We start from the raw sequence: 14107 nt of genomic DNA, 5'->3' as shown, positions 1-14107 counted from the left end.
CTATGTGACCGGGGTGAACGAAGGCAGCCAACGCGGCTGCGGCGAGAAAGACGCGAGAGGATTTTTTGTTGCCGTGGAAACTTTCAGCCCATCTTCGGATGGGCTTTTTTCTCCACCAACAAACTGATCTCACGCGCTTTTTGCAACGAAAAAGCTATACTGCACTAAATTAGTGCAACCAACTCCAGGAGACTGCTGAATGGCAACTGGCACGCTGCCCGATGCTGGGCAGATCCTCAATTCTTTAATTAACAGTATTTTGCTGGTCGACGACGAGCTGGCTGTACATTACGCCAACCCGGCGGCGCAGCAACTGCTCGCACAAAGCGCACGCAAACTGTTTGGTACCCCACTTCCGGAATTGTTGAGCTATTTTTCGCTGAATATTGGCCTGATGCAGGAAAGTTTGCAGTCCGGTCAGGGGTTCACCGATAACGAAGTGACGCTGGTGATCGACGGACGCTCACATATTCTTTCGCTAACGGCGCAGCGTCTGCCTGAAGGGTTCATCCTGCTTGAAATGGCACCGATGGACAACCAGCGCCGCCTCAGCCAGGAACAGCTCCAGCATGCGCAGCAAATTGCCGCCCGTGACCTGGTACGGGGGCTGGCTCATGAAATCAAAAACCCGCTGGGAGGGTTACGCGGCGCAGCACAGCTGTTAACCAAGGCACTGCCCGACCCAACACTTGCGGAGTACACCAACGTCATCATTGAGCAGGCCGATCGCCTGCGCAATCTGGTCGACCGTCTTCTGGGGCCGCAACAGCCGGGTATGCATGTTTCAGAAAGCATTCATAAAGTGGCTGAACGGGTAGTGAAGCTCGTCTCGATGGAACTGCCGGAGAACGTCACGCTGGTGCGTGATTACGACCCAAGCCTGCCGGAACTGGCGCACGATCCTGACCAGATTGAACAGGTTCTGCTGAATATTGTGCGCAATGCGTTGCAGGCTCTGGGACCGGAAGGGGGCGAAATCATTCTGCGCACCCGCACCGCATTCCAGCTGACACTGCACGGCGTGCGCTATCGCCTGGCAGCACGCATCGACGTTGAGGATAACGGGCCGGGCATTCCGTCACATTTACAGGACACGTTGTTCTACCCGATGGTGAGCGGTCGCGAAGGCGGCACTGGTCTGGGGTTATCCATTGCCCGCAATTTGATCGACCAACACTCTGGCAAAATTGAATTTACCAGTTGGCCGGGACATACCGAGTTTTCGGTTTTCCTGCCGATTAAAAAATAAAGGTGACGTTTATGCAACGAGGGATAGTCTGGGTAGTCGATGACGATAGCTCCATCCGTTGGGTGCTGGAACGCGCACTCACCGGAGCAGGATTAAGCTGCACGACGTTTGAGAACGGCAGCGAAGTGCTCGATGCGCTCACCACCAAAACCCCGGATGTTCTGCTTTCGGATATTCGCATGCCGGGAATGGACGGGCTGGCGCTCTTAAAGCAGATCAAACAACGCCATCCTATGCTTCCGGTCATCATAATGACGGCGCACTCCGATCTGGATGCAGCCGTCAGCGCTTATCAGCAAGGGGCATTCGACTACCTGCCCAAACCGTTTGATATTGACGAAGCTGTCGCTCTGGTTGAACGTGCCATTAGCCACTACCAGGAGCAGCAGCAGCCCCGTCATACCCCCGATTTTGGCCCAACAACGGACATCATCGGCGAAGCGCCAGCCATGCAGGATGTATTTCGTATCATTGGTCGTTTGTCGCGCTCGTCCATCAGCGTATTGATTAACGGTGAATCAGGTACCGGCAAAGAGCTGGTTGCCCACGCCTTGCACCGCCACAGCCCGCGGGCAAAAGCGCCGTTTATCGCCCTGAATATGGCGGCGATCCCGAAGGATTTGATCGAATCCGAACTGTTCGGCCACGAAAAAGGGGCGTTTACCGGCGCAAATACCATTCGCCAGGGGCGCTTCGAACAGGCCGATGGAGGCACTCTCTTCCTGGATGAAATCGGCGATATGCCGCTGGATGTTCAGACCCGCCTGCTGCGCGTACTGGCCGACGGACAGTTTTATCGCGTGGGCGGCTATGCGCCAGTAAAAGTGGACGTCCGTATTATTGCCGCAACGCACCAGAACCTGGAGCTGCGCGTGCAGGAAGGGAAATTCCGCGAGGACTTATTCCACCGCCTGAACGTGATCCGTGTACATCTTCCGCCACTGCGCGAGCGTCGTGAAGACATTCCTCGCCTGGCACGCCATTTTCTGCAGGTGGCCGCCCGTGAGCTGGGTGTGGAAGCCAAGCAGCTACACCCGGAAACTGACGCCGCCCTTACCCGTCTGGCCTGGCCGGGCAACGTGCGTCAGCTGGAAAACACCTGCCGCTGGTTAACCGTCATGGCCGCCGGGCAGGAAGTTCTGATTCAGGATTTACCCGCTGAACTGTTTGAAGCAACCGCGCCAGAAAGCAGTACCGGACACGCACTACCGGACAGCTGGGCGACGCTGCTGGCACAGTGGGCCGATCGCGCGCTGCGTTCCGGTCATCAAAATTTACTCTCTGAGGCTCAGCCTGAGATGGAGCGCACGCTGTTAACCACCGCGCTTCGTCATACGCAGGGTCATAAACAGGAAGCCGCTCGCTTACTGGGATGGGGACGCAATACCCTGACACGTAAGCTGAAAGAGCTGGGCATGGAGTGATTTTTACCGCTGTGTAAAGATGATTAATTGAGCGCAAATTGCTGTTATTTTGCGCTTTACTGTATCGGTGAAATTTGTATGATCGTGCCCGGAAATGGGGGGAACCATCATGCTGGAATCATTAGTGAGTTTGCTCTCTAGCGGAGCAGCCGAAAGCCACACACCGCAAACTGCCGTTGCAGCGGTATTGTGTGCGGCACTGGTTGGGTTGTTTAGCTAGCGGGTAGCCAATGAAAAGCCGGGTGGCGGCTTCGCCTTACCCGGCCTACTAAACGCGAAATGCAGGCCGGGTAAACGAAACGCCACCCGGCAGTGCATCTTAAATCACCCGTGAGAACTGCTGCAGACGTGCCTTTTGACGCAGGTAAGCGTCGAAGCACATACAGATATTACGAATCAACAGACGCCCTTTTGGCGTAACCTCAATGGCGCTCTCCGAAACATCCACCAGCCCATCTTTCGCCAGCGGTGCAAGCAGCTTCAGGTCTTCCGCGAAATAATCGCTAAACTGCAGATCCCATTGTGCTTCTACGTCACTAAAACCGAGACGGAAGTTACAGATCAGCGCCTTAATCACATCACGACGAATGCAGTCGTCACGCGTTAACGCGATACCGCGCCACAGGGCATTGCCGGTTTCATCTACCTGCTGATAATAAAGCTTCAGCTCTTTCTGGTTTTGCGCGTAGCAGTCGCCGATCATACTGATGGCGGAGACGCCCATCCCCAGCAAGTCGGTATCACCCTGGGTGGTATACCCCTGGAAGTTACGGTGCAGAACCCCTTCACGCTGAGCAATCGCCAGTTCGTCATCCGGACGGGCAAAGTGATCCATGCCGATAAACTGATAGCCGGTTTCGGTCAGCGAGGTGATGGTTTCCTGCAAAATATCCAGCTTCTGTTGAGCAGAAGGCAGATCGGCATCTTTGATTTTCCGCTGGGCGGCGAAAAGCGTCGGCAGATGCGCATAGTTAAAGACGCTCAAACGGTCAGGATTGAGTTCTGCCACACGTTTCAGCGTGAAGGCGAAACTCTCTGGCGTTTGCTTTGGCAGGCCGTAAATCAGGTCGATATTGGTCGAGGTAAACCCGATTTCACGCGCGTGGTTAAGTAAGGCAAAGATAAATTCTTCATCCTGCTCGCGATTCACCAGGCGCTGCACTTCTTTGTTGAAATCCTGGACGCCCATGCTCAGGCGGTTGAACCCTTCGGCGCGTAAGTGATCCAGTACATCCAGCTCGATTTCGCGCGGATCAACCTCGATCGAGATTTCAGCATCGTCATTAAAATTGAAGTTGCCGCGCAGCAGTGTCATCAAACGGCTGATCTGCGCTTTATTCAGGTAGGTTGGCGTACCGCCACCCCAGTGAAGCTGGCTAACATGGCGTCCAGTAAACAGTGGCGCACGATGCAGAATTTCTTGTTCGAGCACATCCAGATACTGATCGGCTTTGTGCTGCTGACGGGTAACGATTTTATTGCAGCCGCAGAAGTAGCAGAGCTTGTGGCAGAACGGAATATGGACGTAGAGCGACAGCGGGCGCTCAGGGTAGCGCGCGACAGCCTGCTGAAAATCCGCTTCGCCGAAAGCATCGGAGAACTCCAGCGCAGTTGGGTATGACGTATAACGCGGCCCGGAATAGTTATATTTCTGGATTAGGGCCAAATCCCAGTCGATAGATGGTACAGACATGCTCACTCCTTCCGTTGGTGTCGCGTTCGTATACGGCGGCCCGTTCTGGCCCCACTGCGGGCCATCATCCGGGTGCGCAGCCACTTCTGTCGCCGCGACAACCGCCGTAGTTTAACGAATAACCACACCAGATAACATATAACCGGAAGGGTTATAAGCAGGACTATCGTGCCTGCCAGGTGCAAATGTTAGTTTCCACCCTTCAGAAGACGCATCATATCTTCCTGCTTTTCGTCTTCTTCTTCATCTTCGTCATCGTCGTAAGACAGGCCCAGCTTCTGCATCAGTTCATCAATGCGATCCAGTTTGGCATCAACCCATGACTGCTCTTCAGCGGTCAGGGTTTCTCCCTCTTCGAGACGTTCCAGCAGCGCATCCAGGCGCTCATCATTCTCCAGCAAATCCAGCTCAGCCTGCGGTGAAAGCATAGGTTTCTCGCTCTTTGGTTTGTGCTGCTTAGTGACCGGGGTGTCTGTCACGCCCAGTGGAATGGGAGTTTTACTGCCAATACGTGGATCTTTCTGCTGCTTTCCTTTTGCAGAAGCACCCGTGGCATCGCTACCGCCCGCACGGCTACCCGCAGCATGACCACGATGCTTTTTCTCACGTTTGCGATCGCGCGCTTCCTGGTTCAGTTCTTCGCGCGTTTTGCGGCGTGCTTTTGCAGGGCGTTTAGCGCCCGCTGTGGAGGTCGGTTTTTTCATGATGTTTTATCTTTAAGTCGTTTTCTTCAGTATAGAATTGCGGCGAAATCTAGCAGAAAGCAAGCAAAGAAAAAAGGCGACAGAGCAATCTGTCGCCTTTTTTCCTGACTCACAACCCTTAGTGGGTCAGACATTCCGTGTTTGCCTACAACAAGCCCTGTTTATCCCTTGGCGGATATACCGTCCGTGTACGGTTCCATTTCCTGTTTAAACGCCTCCAGGCGCTTATCATCCTGACAATCCTGAGTCTTCGCCTCCTGGCGCTCCTGACCCTTATCCTTAAGTCGTTATCCTGTTGGCATCCTCGCCCTGGCACACACTTTACCCTGTTCGCTTAAACTAACAAGCAATGAGAGGGTACAAAAAAGGATTTTCGGATAATTACTCAAGCACAACAATCTGATTTTAAACAGTTTGTGTTTTTTAACGCCTGCGATTTCTCTTAAATCTCCTATAGCATCTATGGCAAATCTCCTACAGCCGCCAGGGTGTTCGCCTACAGGCAGAGTGCGATGAGAAAAGCCTTTTGTCTGCATTCGGGTATAATCCCCCACAGATTACGATTTTTGGAGACGACCACGTGACTACCTGGAACTACCAACAGACGCATTTTGTCACCAGTGCGCCTGATATTCGCCACTTACCTTCTGATACGGGTATTGAAGTGGCATTTGCTGGCCGCTCCAATGCGGGAAAATCCAGCGCCCTGAATACGCTGACCAATCAGAAGAGCCTGGCGCGTACCTCAAAAACGCCTGGCCGTACTCAGCTGATCAACCTGTTTGAAGTGGCAGAAGGCAAACGTCTTGTCGATTTACCGGGCTACGGCTATGCGCAGGTACCGGAAGAGATGAAGATCAAGTGGCAACGTGCGCTGGGTGAATATCTGGAAAAGCGCCAGTGCCTGAAAGGCCTGGTGGTGCTGATGGATATTCGCCACCCGCTGAAAGATCTCGATCAGCAGATGATCGACTGGGCCGTGGCAAGCGATATTGCTGTGCTGGTGCTGCTGACAAAAGCCGATAAGCTGGCAAGCGGTGCGCGTAAAGCACAGGTGAATATGGTTCGCGAAGCGGTACTGGCATTCAACGGTGATGTGCAGGTTGAAGCGTTCTCCTCGCTGAAAAAGCAGGGCGTGGACAAGCTGCGTCAGAAGCTCGATAGCTGGTTTAACGAGCTGGAGCCCGCGACAGAAGCGGAAGAAGAGTAATAGCGAGCGCGGCAATGTCCGCGCTTTTTTTTGCCTGAAATTTTCTTTACCGCAATAAAAAACGCCCCAGTCATTACTGACTGGGGCGGCTAAAATATTCAGCCAAATCCGATTACGTGAAGTAAAAGGTCTGAAAGATAGAACATCTTACCTCTGTACCCTACGTCGTTAACTCTACCCCTTTTTTATCTGTAGACAAAGCACTTTTTGTAGTTTTTTTTCACTCTTTACATAGGGAATTCTAATGATCGTCACAAAACGCACGTCGTTATGTTGCTAACTTACATAAAACGCGCGTTATTCTCCTGACTCTTAGTGAGCCTGATCCCAGTTTTCACCACTCCCCACTTCCACCAGCAATGGCACGTCCAGTGTCATGCTGCTTTCCATCAGTTCGTGGATCTTTTTCGATACGGTTTCAAGCTCGTCTTTGTGCACTTCGAACACCAGTTCATCGTGTACCTGCATGATCATGCGCACGCGTGGCTTCTCTTTTTCCAGCCACGCATCCACGGCGATCATCGCGCGTTTAATGATGTCAGCAGCTGTCCCCTGCATTGGGGCGTTGATCGCAGCACGCTCTGCGCCAGCGCGACGCGCGGCGTTACTGGATTTGATGTCCGGCAGGTAGAGACGACGACCGTCCAGCGTTTCAACATAGCCTTTCTCTTTCGCCTGCTCTCGGGTGCGTTCCATGTACTCCAGTACGCCCGGATAACGCTCAAAGTAGAGATCCATATACTTCTGCGATTCTTTGCGAGGAATGTTGAGCTGGCGGGAAAGGCCAAAAGCGCTCATCCCGTAAATCAGACCGAAGTTGATCGCTTTCGCGCTGCGTCGCTGTTCGTTTGTCACACTGTCCAGCGGCAGACCAAACACTTCGGCAGCCGTCGCCCGGTGGATATCCTTCCCTTCAGCAAACGCCGTCAGCAAACCTTTATCACGCGACAGATGCGCCATAATACGCAGTTCGATTTGCGAGTAGTCCGCAGAGACAATCAGGTAATCCTCTGGTGCGATAAAGGCCTGACGAATGCGGCGACCTTCCTCATTACGTACCGGAATGTTCTGCAGGTTTGGATCGGTCGATGAGAGTCGCCCGGTTGCCGCCACCGCCTGATGGTAAGAAGTATGTACGCGGCCCGTTTTCGGGTTGATCATCAGCGGCAGTTTATCGGTATAGGTCGATTTCAGCTTCGCCAGACCACGATACTCCAGAATCACTTTTGGCAGCGGGTAATCGAGCGCCAGCTCTTCCAGCACCTCTTCAGAGGTTGATGGCGCGCCACCAGGGGTTTTCTTCAGCGGCTTGATGCCCTGCTTTTCAAACAGAATAGTTTGCAGCTGTTTAGGAGATGAGAGGTTAAACGGCTCACCTGCAAGCTCATGGGCTTTTTGCTCAAGCTCGGTCAGACGCTGTGCAAGCTCGCCAGAGTGGTTATGCAGTACCGTTGGGTCGATTTTTACGCCGTTGCGTTCGATGCGGGAGAGTACTGGCACCAGTGGCATCTCGATATGCCGAAACACATTCAGCGGGCCTTCTTCTTTCTGCAGTTTTGGCCACATCTTCAGGTGCAGCTGCAGCGTCACGTCGGCATCTTCTGCCGCATAGCGACCCGCCTCTTCCAGAGCAATCTGGTTAAAGGTCAGCTGATTTTTGCCTTTACCGGCAATCTCTTCAAAGGTGATTGTTTTATGCTTCAACCAGCGATCAGATAAGGAATCCATATCATGACGGCCTGCTACGCTGTCCAGAATGTAGGATTCCAGCATGGTATCAAAAGCGATACCACGCAGCTCAATGCCGTAGTTTTGCAGAATACCGCGATCGTATTTCAGGTTTTGCCCGACCTTCAGCGCCTTGTCATCTTCAAGAATCGGTTTCATCAGCTCAAGCACACGGTCGCGCGAGATTTGATCCGGCGCGTCCAGGTAGTCGTGTGCAACAGGGACATAGGCCGCGATACCAGGCTCTGTCGCAAACGACAGGCCAACCATATTGGCAGAGATGTTATCGAGGCTATCGGTTTCCGTATCGAAGGCAAATACTGGCGCTTTTTTCAGTTTCTCGATCCAGGCGACCAGTTGCGACTCTTCGAGAATGGTTTCATAGTTGTCGAAGGAGAGGGTTACGGCTTCTTCTTCTGCCTGCTCTTCTGCAACTACAACAACCGTCTCTTTCGGCTTCGCTGTGGGCTTAGCCCCTTTGGCCTGCAGCCACTTGCCGCTTTCTACGTCGGTGATCCAACGCTTGAATTCATATTGCTTAAACAGGTTCAGCAGATCGTCAGCTGAAGGTTGCTGCACTTCAAGTTGTTCACAGCCCAGCTCAAGCTCAACGTCAGTTTTGATCGTCGCCAGCTGATAGGAGAGATAAGCCACCTCTTTATTATCTTCCAGCTTCGTGGCCATCGTTTTCGCACCACGGAAGGTGAGACCCGCGATTTTGTCAGACTCGGCGTACAGCGTATCCAGGCCACCCAATCCCTGCAGAAGGGCCTGTGCAGTTTTTTCACCCACCCCTGGCACGCCAGGGATGTTATCCGAAGAGTCACCCATTAATGCAAGGAAGTCGATAATCAGCTCCGGTGGCACACCATATTTTGCAACCACCTCTTCTGGACCCAGAATGGTGTTCGTCATGGTGTTAATCAGGGTGATCCCGGGTGTCACCAGCTGCGCCATATCTTTATCACCGGTACTGATCAGTACCGGACGGCCCACTTTTTCAGCTTCACGCGCCAGCGTACCAATCACGTCATCGGCTTCAACACCTGAAACGGCCAGCAGCGGCAGACCCATCGCTTTTACCATCGTATGCAGTGGCTCAATTTGCGCACGCAGATCGTCAGGCATTGGTGGACGGTGAGATTTGTAATGCTCAAACAACTCGTCGCGGAAGGTTTTTCCTTTCGCATCAAAAACGACTGCCGCATGGGTTGGCTGATACTGAAGGATCAGGCTGCGCAGCATGTTCAGGACGCCGTACATTGCGCCGGTCGGTTCCCCTGCGCTATTGGTCAGAGGAGGAAACGCATGATACGCCCGATACAGGTAAGAAGAGCCGTCGACGAGAATAAGAGGGTTTTCTGGGATCTGAACCATAATGTCCGTGCCTTTAATCAATTTATGGGTAAAGGATGCCACAGAAGGATGAAAACATCAGTTATTAGCACCTGATACAGGAAAAGATTTTGCGATCGTGAGGATCGTTCGCAAAAATAAAACTGTGGATAAGTTTGTGCATACTTTCAATTCAGATGAATAACTGCCGCTATCATTGTATGCGGCAGTATATTTTCCTGTTTTAAATCAATTCGTTATATATTACCCATCATTGGCATACCTGTCTGATGACTATTTAGTCTATGTGGATATAAGACCCGTTAACAGCTCAAACATGGATAAATTCGCTGCTGAGCAGGAAAAGCCACAAACTCGCAGCGTGAAAGCGCCATTCTTTTGTCTAATTTCTGGTAAAATCAGCGCCCAGCGCCGGATAACCGTCGCCTCCTTACAGCTAACTATCTGAAAAAGCTCATCATGTCGAGATTGCTCGCTGCAATAACATTACTGTTAAGCATCATTTTAACTATTCTTGTGACTATCGCCTGTTCTGTGCCGATCATTGTCGCCGGAATAATTAAACTGCTGTTACCTCTCCCCTCGGTGTGGCGGGCTGTGTCTGCGTTTTGTAATTTCATGATGTATTGCTGGTGCGAAGGGTTGGCCATCTTGCTGTACCTGAACCCTCACCTGAAGTGGGATGTTGAAGGTCTGGAAAGGCTCAACAAAAAGAACTGGTATCTGCTGATCTGCAACCACCACAGCTGGGCTGATATCGTGGTTTTATGCGTGTTGTTCCGCAAGCATATCCCGATGAACAAATACTTCCTGAAACAACAACTGGCCTGGGTACCCTTTATCGGTCTGGCCTGTTGGGCGCTGGATATGCCGTTTATGAAACGCTATTCACGCAGTTATTTAATTCGTCATCCTGAGCGTCGCGGTAAAGATGTGGAAACCACACGTCGCTCCTGTGAGAAGTTTCGCGCGCATCCTACGACGATTGTTAACTTTGTTGAAGGCTCCCGCTTTACTGAAGAGAAGCGCCAACAGACTCGCTCCCCATATCAAAACTTGCTGCCCCCTAAGGCTGCGGGCATTGCGATGGCGCTGAACGTGCTGGGTGAGCAGTTCGATAAATTACTGAACGTCACGCTCTGCTACCCGGAGAACGACACAACGCCGTTCTTCGACATGCTCAGCGGCAAACTGACACGTATTGTTGTTCGTGTTGATCTGGTACCGATTGAAGCGGAACTGCATGGCGATTACGTTAATGATAAGAATTTCAAACGTCGTTTCCAGCTCTGGCTTAACACACTCTGGAAAGAGAAAGACGAGCAGATAGACAACATTAAATCTTCATGCAAAAACGCCGGTCAGTGACCGGCGTTTTTACATCAACAATCTTACTTCTTCCCAACCAGGTATTTCACGGTGTCTGCATACTGCTGTACGAAGATATCCATGCTGCTGGTATCCATACCCTGCATGTTCAGCTGATATTTGCCATTAACAAACATCGCCGGAACACCCTGCAACTGCAGGTCAGCAGCCGCTTTTTCCTGCTGGGCAACCAGAGATTTCACCACAAAACTGTTCCATGCCGCGTCGTAGTCTTCACCTTTCACACCGGCATCCACGAACACTTTACGAATATCCGCAGTGGTCTGAACGGTCTGGGTTTTCTGTACGGCTTCAAACATTGGAGCGGTGATTTTATCTTCCACGCCCAGCGCCATCGCAACCGCCCACGCCTGAGTCAGGTCTTTACCCAATGGGCCCAGGAATTCAACGTGGTACTTGGTCATTTTGGTACCTTCCGGCAGCTTTTTCTTCACATTGTCAGAAACATGCAGCACCTCTTCAAATTGATAGCAGTGCGGGCAGTAGAATGAGAAGAACTCCAGAACTTGTGGTTCGCCGGCCACTGGCTTATCCAGCGTGATGTACTGCTTACCGTCGGTAAACTGTGTAGCAGAAGCGCTAAATGCCAGAATCATACCTGCCAGCGCCAGCCAAATTTTTTTCATGATTAACTCTCTCCTGGGTGTGTCCAATTAATACATCGGCGTTAATTGCAGAGGGGGTTCCTGAAGAACCTTAACCTGCTCAGTAAATGTGGATATCTGGTTGCGCCAGTAATCCTCCCCGGTAAGCCACGGGAAATTTCGGGGGAATGCGGGGTCATCCCAACGCCTGATTAACCAGGCAAGATAATAAACAAAACGCATCGCGCGTAAAGGTTCTATCAGGGCAATTTCGTCTGAATTAAAAGGGCTAAATTCTTCATACGCTTCAATAATAGTTTCAAGCTGCATGCGTTGCTCAGTTTTGTCGCCATTGAGCAACATCCACAGATCCTGAACAGCGGGTCCCATACGCGCATCATCGAGATCGACAAACAGTGGGCCATCACGCCAGAGAATATTGCCTGCATGGCAATCACCATGAAGACGCAGCGTTGAAATATCATCACGCCAGCAGGCTTTAACCGCATCAATAAGTTTATCCGTCGCGTTGAGGAAATTATCCTTTAATGCGCCAGGGATGAGTGCCGAGGTTTCAAATACCTGGCGGGGTTCGATGAGATATTCCTGAATACCGATAGTCGGGCGGGCAATAAACGGTTTTTTACGTCCCGTTTGATGAATGCGTCCCAGGTAACGGGCAACCCATTCCATTTGATCAATATTATCAGCTTCAAACTGACGGCCGCCCAGACTGGGGAATACGGCGTAGTAAAACCCTTCGTGCGTCAGCAACGTTTGGTTATTAAATTTCAGGGGTGCAGCAACGGGAACATCGTCATCCAGCAAATCGTGGGCAAACTGATGCTCTTCCTGAATTTGTTCTGCAGACCAGCGCTTAGGACGATAGAACTTTACGACGAAGCGCTGACGATCCTCATCCTGAAATTGGTAGACGCGGTTTTCGTAGCTATTTAAAGGGGTTAGCCCGGAATCCACCCGGATGCCCTGCTCGAACAGCGCATCCATAATGGTATCCGGGTGTAATGTCTGGAAAGTAAAAGCCTGGTCGTTCATCCGATCATCCGGAAATTATACGAATGATTCAGGATATCATCTTGTGGCGATTTCGGTGTCGCCGCTTACAAGCTTTTACTCTTTAATTACGCCACGCGCACGCAGTAATGCGGTTTTAAAATCTTCCTCATAATCTTTCTGAATACCAGGAATGACAGCATCTTTGGCGGAATCGCGCATTTTGAGGTGGTAGATCAGGATGTCGTCAGAAAGGTCCGTCAGTTCACCGTCAAAACCTGACTCTTTCGCCAGTTTCTGTAAAAATTGCATCAGATTCAGCTCAGGCTCTTTTTGCCAGGCCGGCTGGAGGAGTTCAATGACTTCATTAAGACGTTTACATTTCATGGTGGTGCTCCTTTCATTTAGAGAGACACGTTAGCAGGGTCAATCCCACAATAAAAGAGGCGATATTAGTGAATCAGTGCCAGGAAATTATCGGGGTCGTGTTGGCCGGTGGCAGAGCAACGCGCATGGGCGGAAAAGATAAAGGTCTTCAGCTCCTCAACGGTAAGCCATTATGGCGACATGTCGCTGATACGCTTGCAAATCAGGTGTCGGCAATCGCTATCAGTGCTAATCGCCATATCGATATTTACCAACGCAGCGGGTTCCCTGTGTATCAGGATAACCTGGCGGATTACCCTGGGCCGCTGGCTGGGATGCTCTCGGTTATGCAACAGTCAAAGGGTGAGTGGTTTCTCTTTTGTTCGTGTGATACGCCGTTTATCCCGGCCTGTCTGGTTGAACGTCTGGTGCAGCAGCGCGGTGATTTCCCTGTTGTCTGGGTGCATGACGGCGAGCGCGATCATCCTGCTATCGCATTGATTAACAGATCGTTAGTACCTGACCTGCAAAATTATCTGGCGACAGGAGAGCGAAGGGTGATGGTGTTTATGCGTCAGTCAGGCGGCCATCCGATTGATTTTAGCGATCTGAAATCTGCGTTTGTGAATGTGAATACGACCGAAGATTTGCAGACCATGCAGGAGAATAAATGATCCCCGTATTAGCGATTTCTGCCTGGAGCGGAACAGGTAAAACCACGCTGCTGAAGAAACTGATACCTGCACTTTGTGCTAAAGGTATTCGTCCCGGATTGATTAAGCACACACACCACAATATGGATGTCGATAAACCCGGCAAAGACAGCTATGAGTTGCGTAAGGCAGGAGCAGCACAAACGATGGTGGCGAGTCATCAGCGCTGGGCGTTGATGACTGAAACACCGGATGAAGCACCGCTGGATCTCGCTTACCTGGTCAGTCGGATGGATCATTCCACTCTGGATCTGGTGTTGGTAGAGGGATTTAAGCATGAGGCAGTGCCTAAAATCCTGTTATTCAGAAGTGATGCTGGGCATGACGTTAGCGAGTTGACGCTGGATGAGCATGTGGTTGCAGTAGCCAGTGACGTTGCCTTACCCCTGGAGGTACCGGTGCTGAATTTGAATGATGTGGATGGGATTACGGAATTTATTTTGAGGTGGCGTGCGGTCTGACTTACCGGGCGGCGGCTTTGCCTGACCTGGCCTGCAGGTTTTTACTGTGCATAAACGCAAAAAGGCCATCCTTCCGGATGGCCTCTTCACTTATTTGATGCCTGGCAGTTCCCTACTCTCACATGGGGAGACCCCACACTACCATCGGCGCTACGGCGTTTCACTTCTGAGTTCGGCATGGGGTCAGGTGGGACCACCGCGCTAAAGCCGCCAGGC

Annotated in this window: 13 protein-coding genes and 1 rRNA gene; 7 read left to right on the top strand and 7 right to left on the bottom strand. The window is 51.6% G+C overall.

Annotated features, from left to right (window positions below; translation table 11 throughout):
• The first annotated feature begins 199 nt into the window (after positions 1-199).
• From glnL to ACHHZ6_RS21550, 3 genes are all read left to right on the top strand, one after another.
• The gene (glnL, locus tag ACHHZ6_RS21560) at positions 200-1249 is read left to right on the top strand and encodes a nitrogen regulation protein NR(II) (RefSeq protein WP_182919142.1); all 1050 of its coding nucleotides are present in this window, start codon (positions 200-202) and stop codon (positions 1247-1249) included.
• Between the two features lie 11 nt (positions 1250-1260).
• Positions 1261-2673, top strand: a complete 1413-nt coding sequence (gene glnG, locus ACHHZ6_RS21555) for a nitrogen regulation protein NR(I) (protein ID WP_182273232.1) — start codon at positions 1261-1263, stop codon at positions 2671-2673.
• Positions 2674-2782: 109 nt separating this feature from the next.
• A complete protein-coding gene (locus ACHHZ6_RS21550; RefSeq protein WP_148422545.1) occupies positions 2783-2893 on the top strand; it encodes a YshB family small membrane protein in 111 nt (36 codons plus the stop codon).
• Between the two features lie 99 nt (positions 2894-2992).
• Here ACHHZ6_RS21550 and hemN read toward each other — a convergent pair whose 3' ends face one another.
• The gene (hemN, locus tag ACHHZ6_RS21545; protein ID WP_182919143.1) at positions 2993-4366 is read right to left on the bottom strand and encodes an oxygen-independent coproporphyrinogen III oxidase; all 1374 of its coding nucleotides are present in this window, start codon (positions 4364-4366) and stop codon (positions 2993-2995) included.
• Between the two features lie 188 nt (positions 4367-4554).
• Entirely contained in the window at positions 4555-5070 is a 516-nt protein-coding gene (gene yihI, locus ACHHZ6_RS21540; RefSeq protein WP_182273230.1) for a Der GTPase-activating protein YihI, read from the bottom strand.
• Positions 5071-5650: 580 nt separating this feature from the next.
• Here yihI and yihA point away from each other — a divergent pair.
• On the top strand, positions 5651-6280 hold the full coding sequence (gene yihA, locus ACHHZ6_RS21535) for a ribosome biogenesis GTP-binding protein YihA/YsxC (RefSeq protein ID WP_182273229.1): 630 nt from the start codon (positions 5651-5653) through the stop codon (positions 6278-6280).
• 312 nt (positions 6281-6592) lie between these two features.
• On the opposite strand, the gene polA is transcribed toward yihA, so the two are convergent.
• Positions 6593-9385 (bottom strand): DNA polymerase I, encoded by a 2793-nt coding sequence (gene polA, locus ACHHZ6_RS21530; RefSeq protein WP_182273228.1) that lies wholly within the window; start codon positions 9383-9385, stop codon positions 6593-6595.
• Positions 9386-9823: 438 nt separating this feature from the next.
• On the opposite strand from polA, the gene ACHHZ6_RS21525 reads away from it, so the two are divergent.
• Positions 9824-10732, top strand: a complete 909-nt coding sequence (locus tag ACHHZ6_RS21525) for an acyltransferase (protein WP_182273227.1) — start codon at positions 9824-9826, stop codon at positions 10730-10732.
• Positions 10733-10755: 23 nt separating this feature from the next.
• Here ACHHZ6_RS21525 and dsbA read toward each other — a convergent pair whose 3' ends face one another.
• The 3 genes from dsbA to ACHHZ6_RS21510 all read right to left on the bottom strand — a co-directional run bounded on the left by dsbA (position 10756) and on the right by ACHHZ6_RS21510 (position 12738).
• Positions 10756-11379 (bottom strand): thiol:disulfide interchange protein DsbA, encoded by a 624-nt coding sequence (dsbA, locus tag ACHHZ6_RS21520; RefSeq protein ID WP_395122989.1) that lies wholly within the window; start codon positions 11377-11379, stop codon positions 10756-10758.
• Positions 11380-11406: 27 nt separating this feature from the next.
• Positions 11407-12393, bottom strand: coding sequence for a serine/threonine protein kinase (locus ACHHZ6_RS21515; protein ID WP_182919147.1), 987 nt, complete (start codon positions 12391-12393; stop codon positions 11407-11409).
• 75 nt (positions 12394-12468) lie between these two features.
• The gene (locus tag ACHHZ6_RS21510) at positions 12469-12738 is read right to left on the bottom strand and encodes a YihD family protein (protein WP_010436801.1); all 270 of its coding nucleotides are present in this window, start codon (positions 12736-12738) and stop codon (positions 12469-12471) included.
• A gap of 68 nt (positions 12739-12806) precedes the next feature.
• On the opposite strand from ACHHZ6_RS21510, the gene mobA reads away from it, so the two are divergent.
• The gene (gene mobA, locus ACHHZ6_RS21505; RefSeq protein WP_182273224.1) at positions 12807-13391 is read left to right on the top strand and encodes a molybdenum cofactor guanylyltransferase MobA; all 585 of its coding nucleotides are present in this window, start codon (positions 12807-12809) and stop codon (positions 13389-13391) included.
• Positions 13388-13891 carry a molybdopterin-guanine dinucleotide biosynthesis protein MobB gene (gene mobB / locus ACHHZ6_RS21500; RefSeq protein WP_182273223.1) on the top strand — a complete coding sequence of 168 codons (504 nt, stop codon included), beginning with the start codon at positions 13388-13390 and terminating at the stop codon, positions 13889-13891. The genes mobA and mobB overlap by 4 nt, the downstream gene beginning before the upstream one ends.
• A gap of 99 nt (positions 13892-13990) precedes the next feature.
• Here the strand turns inward: mobB and rrf are convergent.
• Positions 13991-14106: ribosomal RNA gene (gene rrf, locus ACHHZ6_RS21495) — 5S ribosomal RNA — on the bottom strand.
• Position 14107: the final 1 nt, after the last annotated feature.

The organism is Enterobacter cloacae complex sp. 2024EL-00214 (assembly GCF_043945575.1).
Lineage (GTDB): Bacteria > Pseudomonadota > Gammaproteobacteria > Enterobacterales > Enterobacteriaceae > Enterobacter > Enterobacter cloacae_P.
Note: the sequence above shows the minus strand (reverse complement) of the source record. Positions and strands in the feature narration are given on the sequence as shown.

Excerpts from the sequence above, each read along its gene's own strand:
- glnL (WP_182919142.1), top strand. The coding sequence starts at position 200 with ATGGCAACTGGCACGCTGCCCGATGCTGGGCAGATCCTCAATTCTTTA.
- glnG (WP_182273232.1), top strand. The coding sequence starts at position 1,261 with ATGCAACGAGGGATAGTCTGGGTAGTCGATGACGATAGCTCCATCCGT.
- ACHHZ6_RS21550 (WP_148422545.1), top strand. The coding sequence starts at position 2,783 with ATGCTGGAATCATTAGTGAGTTTGCTCTCTAGCGGAGCAGCCGAAAGC.
- hemN (WP_182919143.1), bottom strand. The coding sequence starts at position 4,366 with ATGTCTGTACCATCTATCGACTGGGATTTGGCCCTAATCCAGAAATAT.
- yihI (WP_182273230.1), bottom strand. The coding sequence starts at position 5,070 with ATGAAAAAACCGACCTCCACAGCGGGCGCTAAACGCCCTGCAAAAGCA.
- polA (WP_182273228.1), bottom strand. The coding sequence starts at position 9,385 with ATGGTTCAGATCCCAGAAAACCCTCTTATTCTCGTCGACGGCTCTTCT.
- ACHHZ6_RS21525 (WP_182273227.1), top strand. The coding sequence starts at position 9,824 with ATGTCGAGATTGCTCGCTGCAATAACATTACTGTTAAGCATCATTTTA.
- dsbA (WP_395122989.1), bottom strand. The coding sequence starts at position 11,379 with ATGAAAAAAATTTGGCTGGCGCTGGCAGGTATGATTCTGGCATTTAGC.
- ACHHZ6_RS21515 (WP_182919147.1), bottom strand. The coding sequence starts at position 12,393 with ATGAACGACCAGGCTTTTACTTTCCAGACATTACACCCGGATACCATT.
- ACHHZ6_RS21510 (WP_010436801.1), bottom strand. The coding sequence starts at position 12,738 with ATGAAATGTAAACGTCTTAATGAAGTCATTGAACTCCTCCAGCCGGCC.
- mobB (WP_182273223.1), top strand. The coding sequence starts at position 13,388 with ATGATCCCCGTATTAGCGATTTCTGCCTGGAGCGGAACAGGTAAAACC.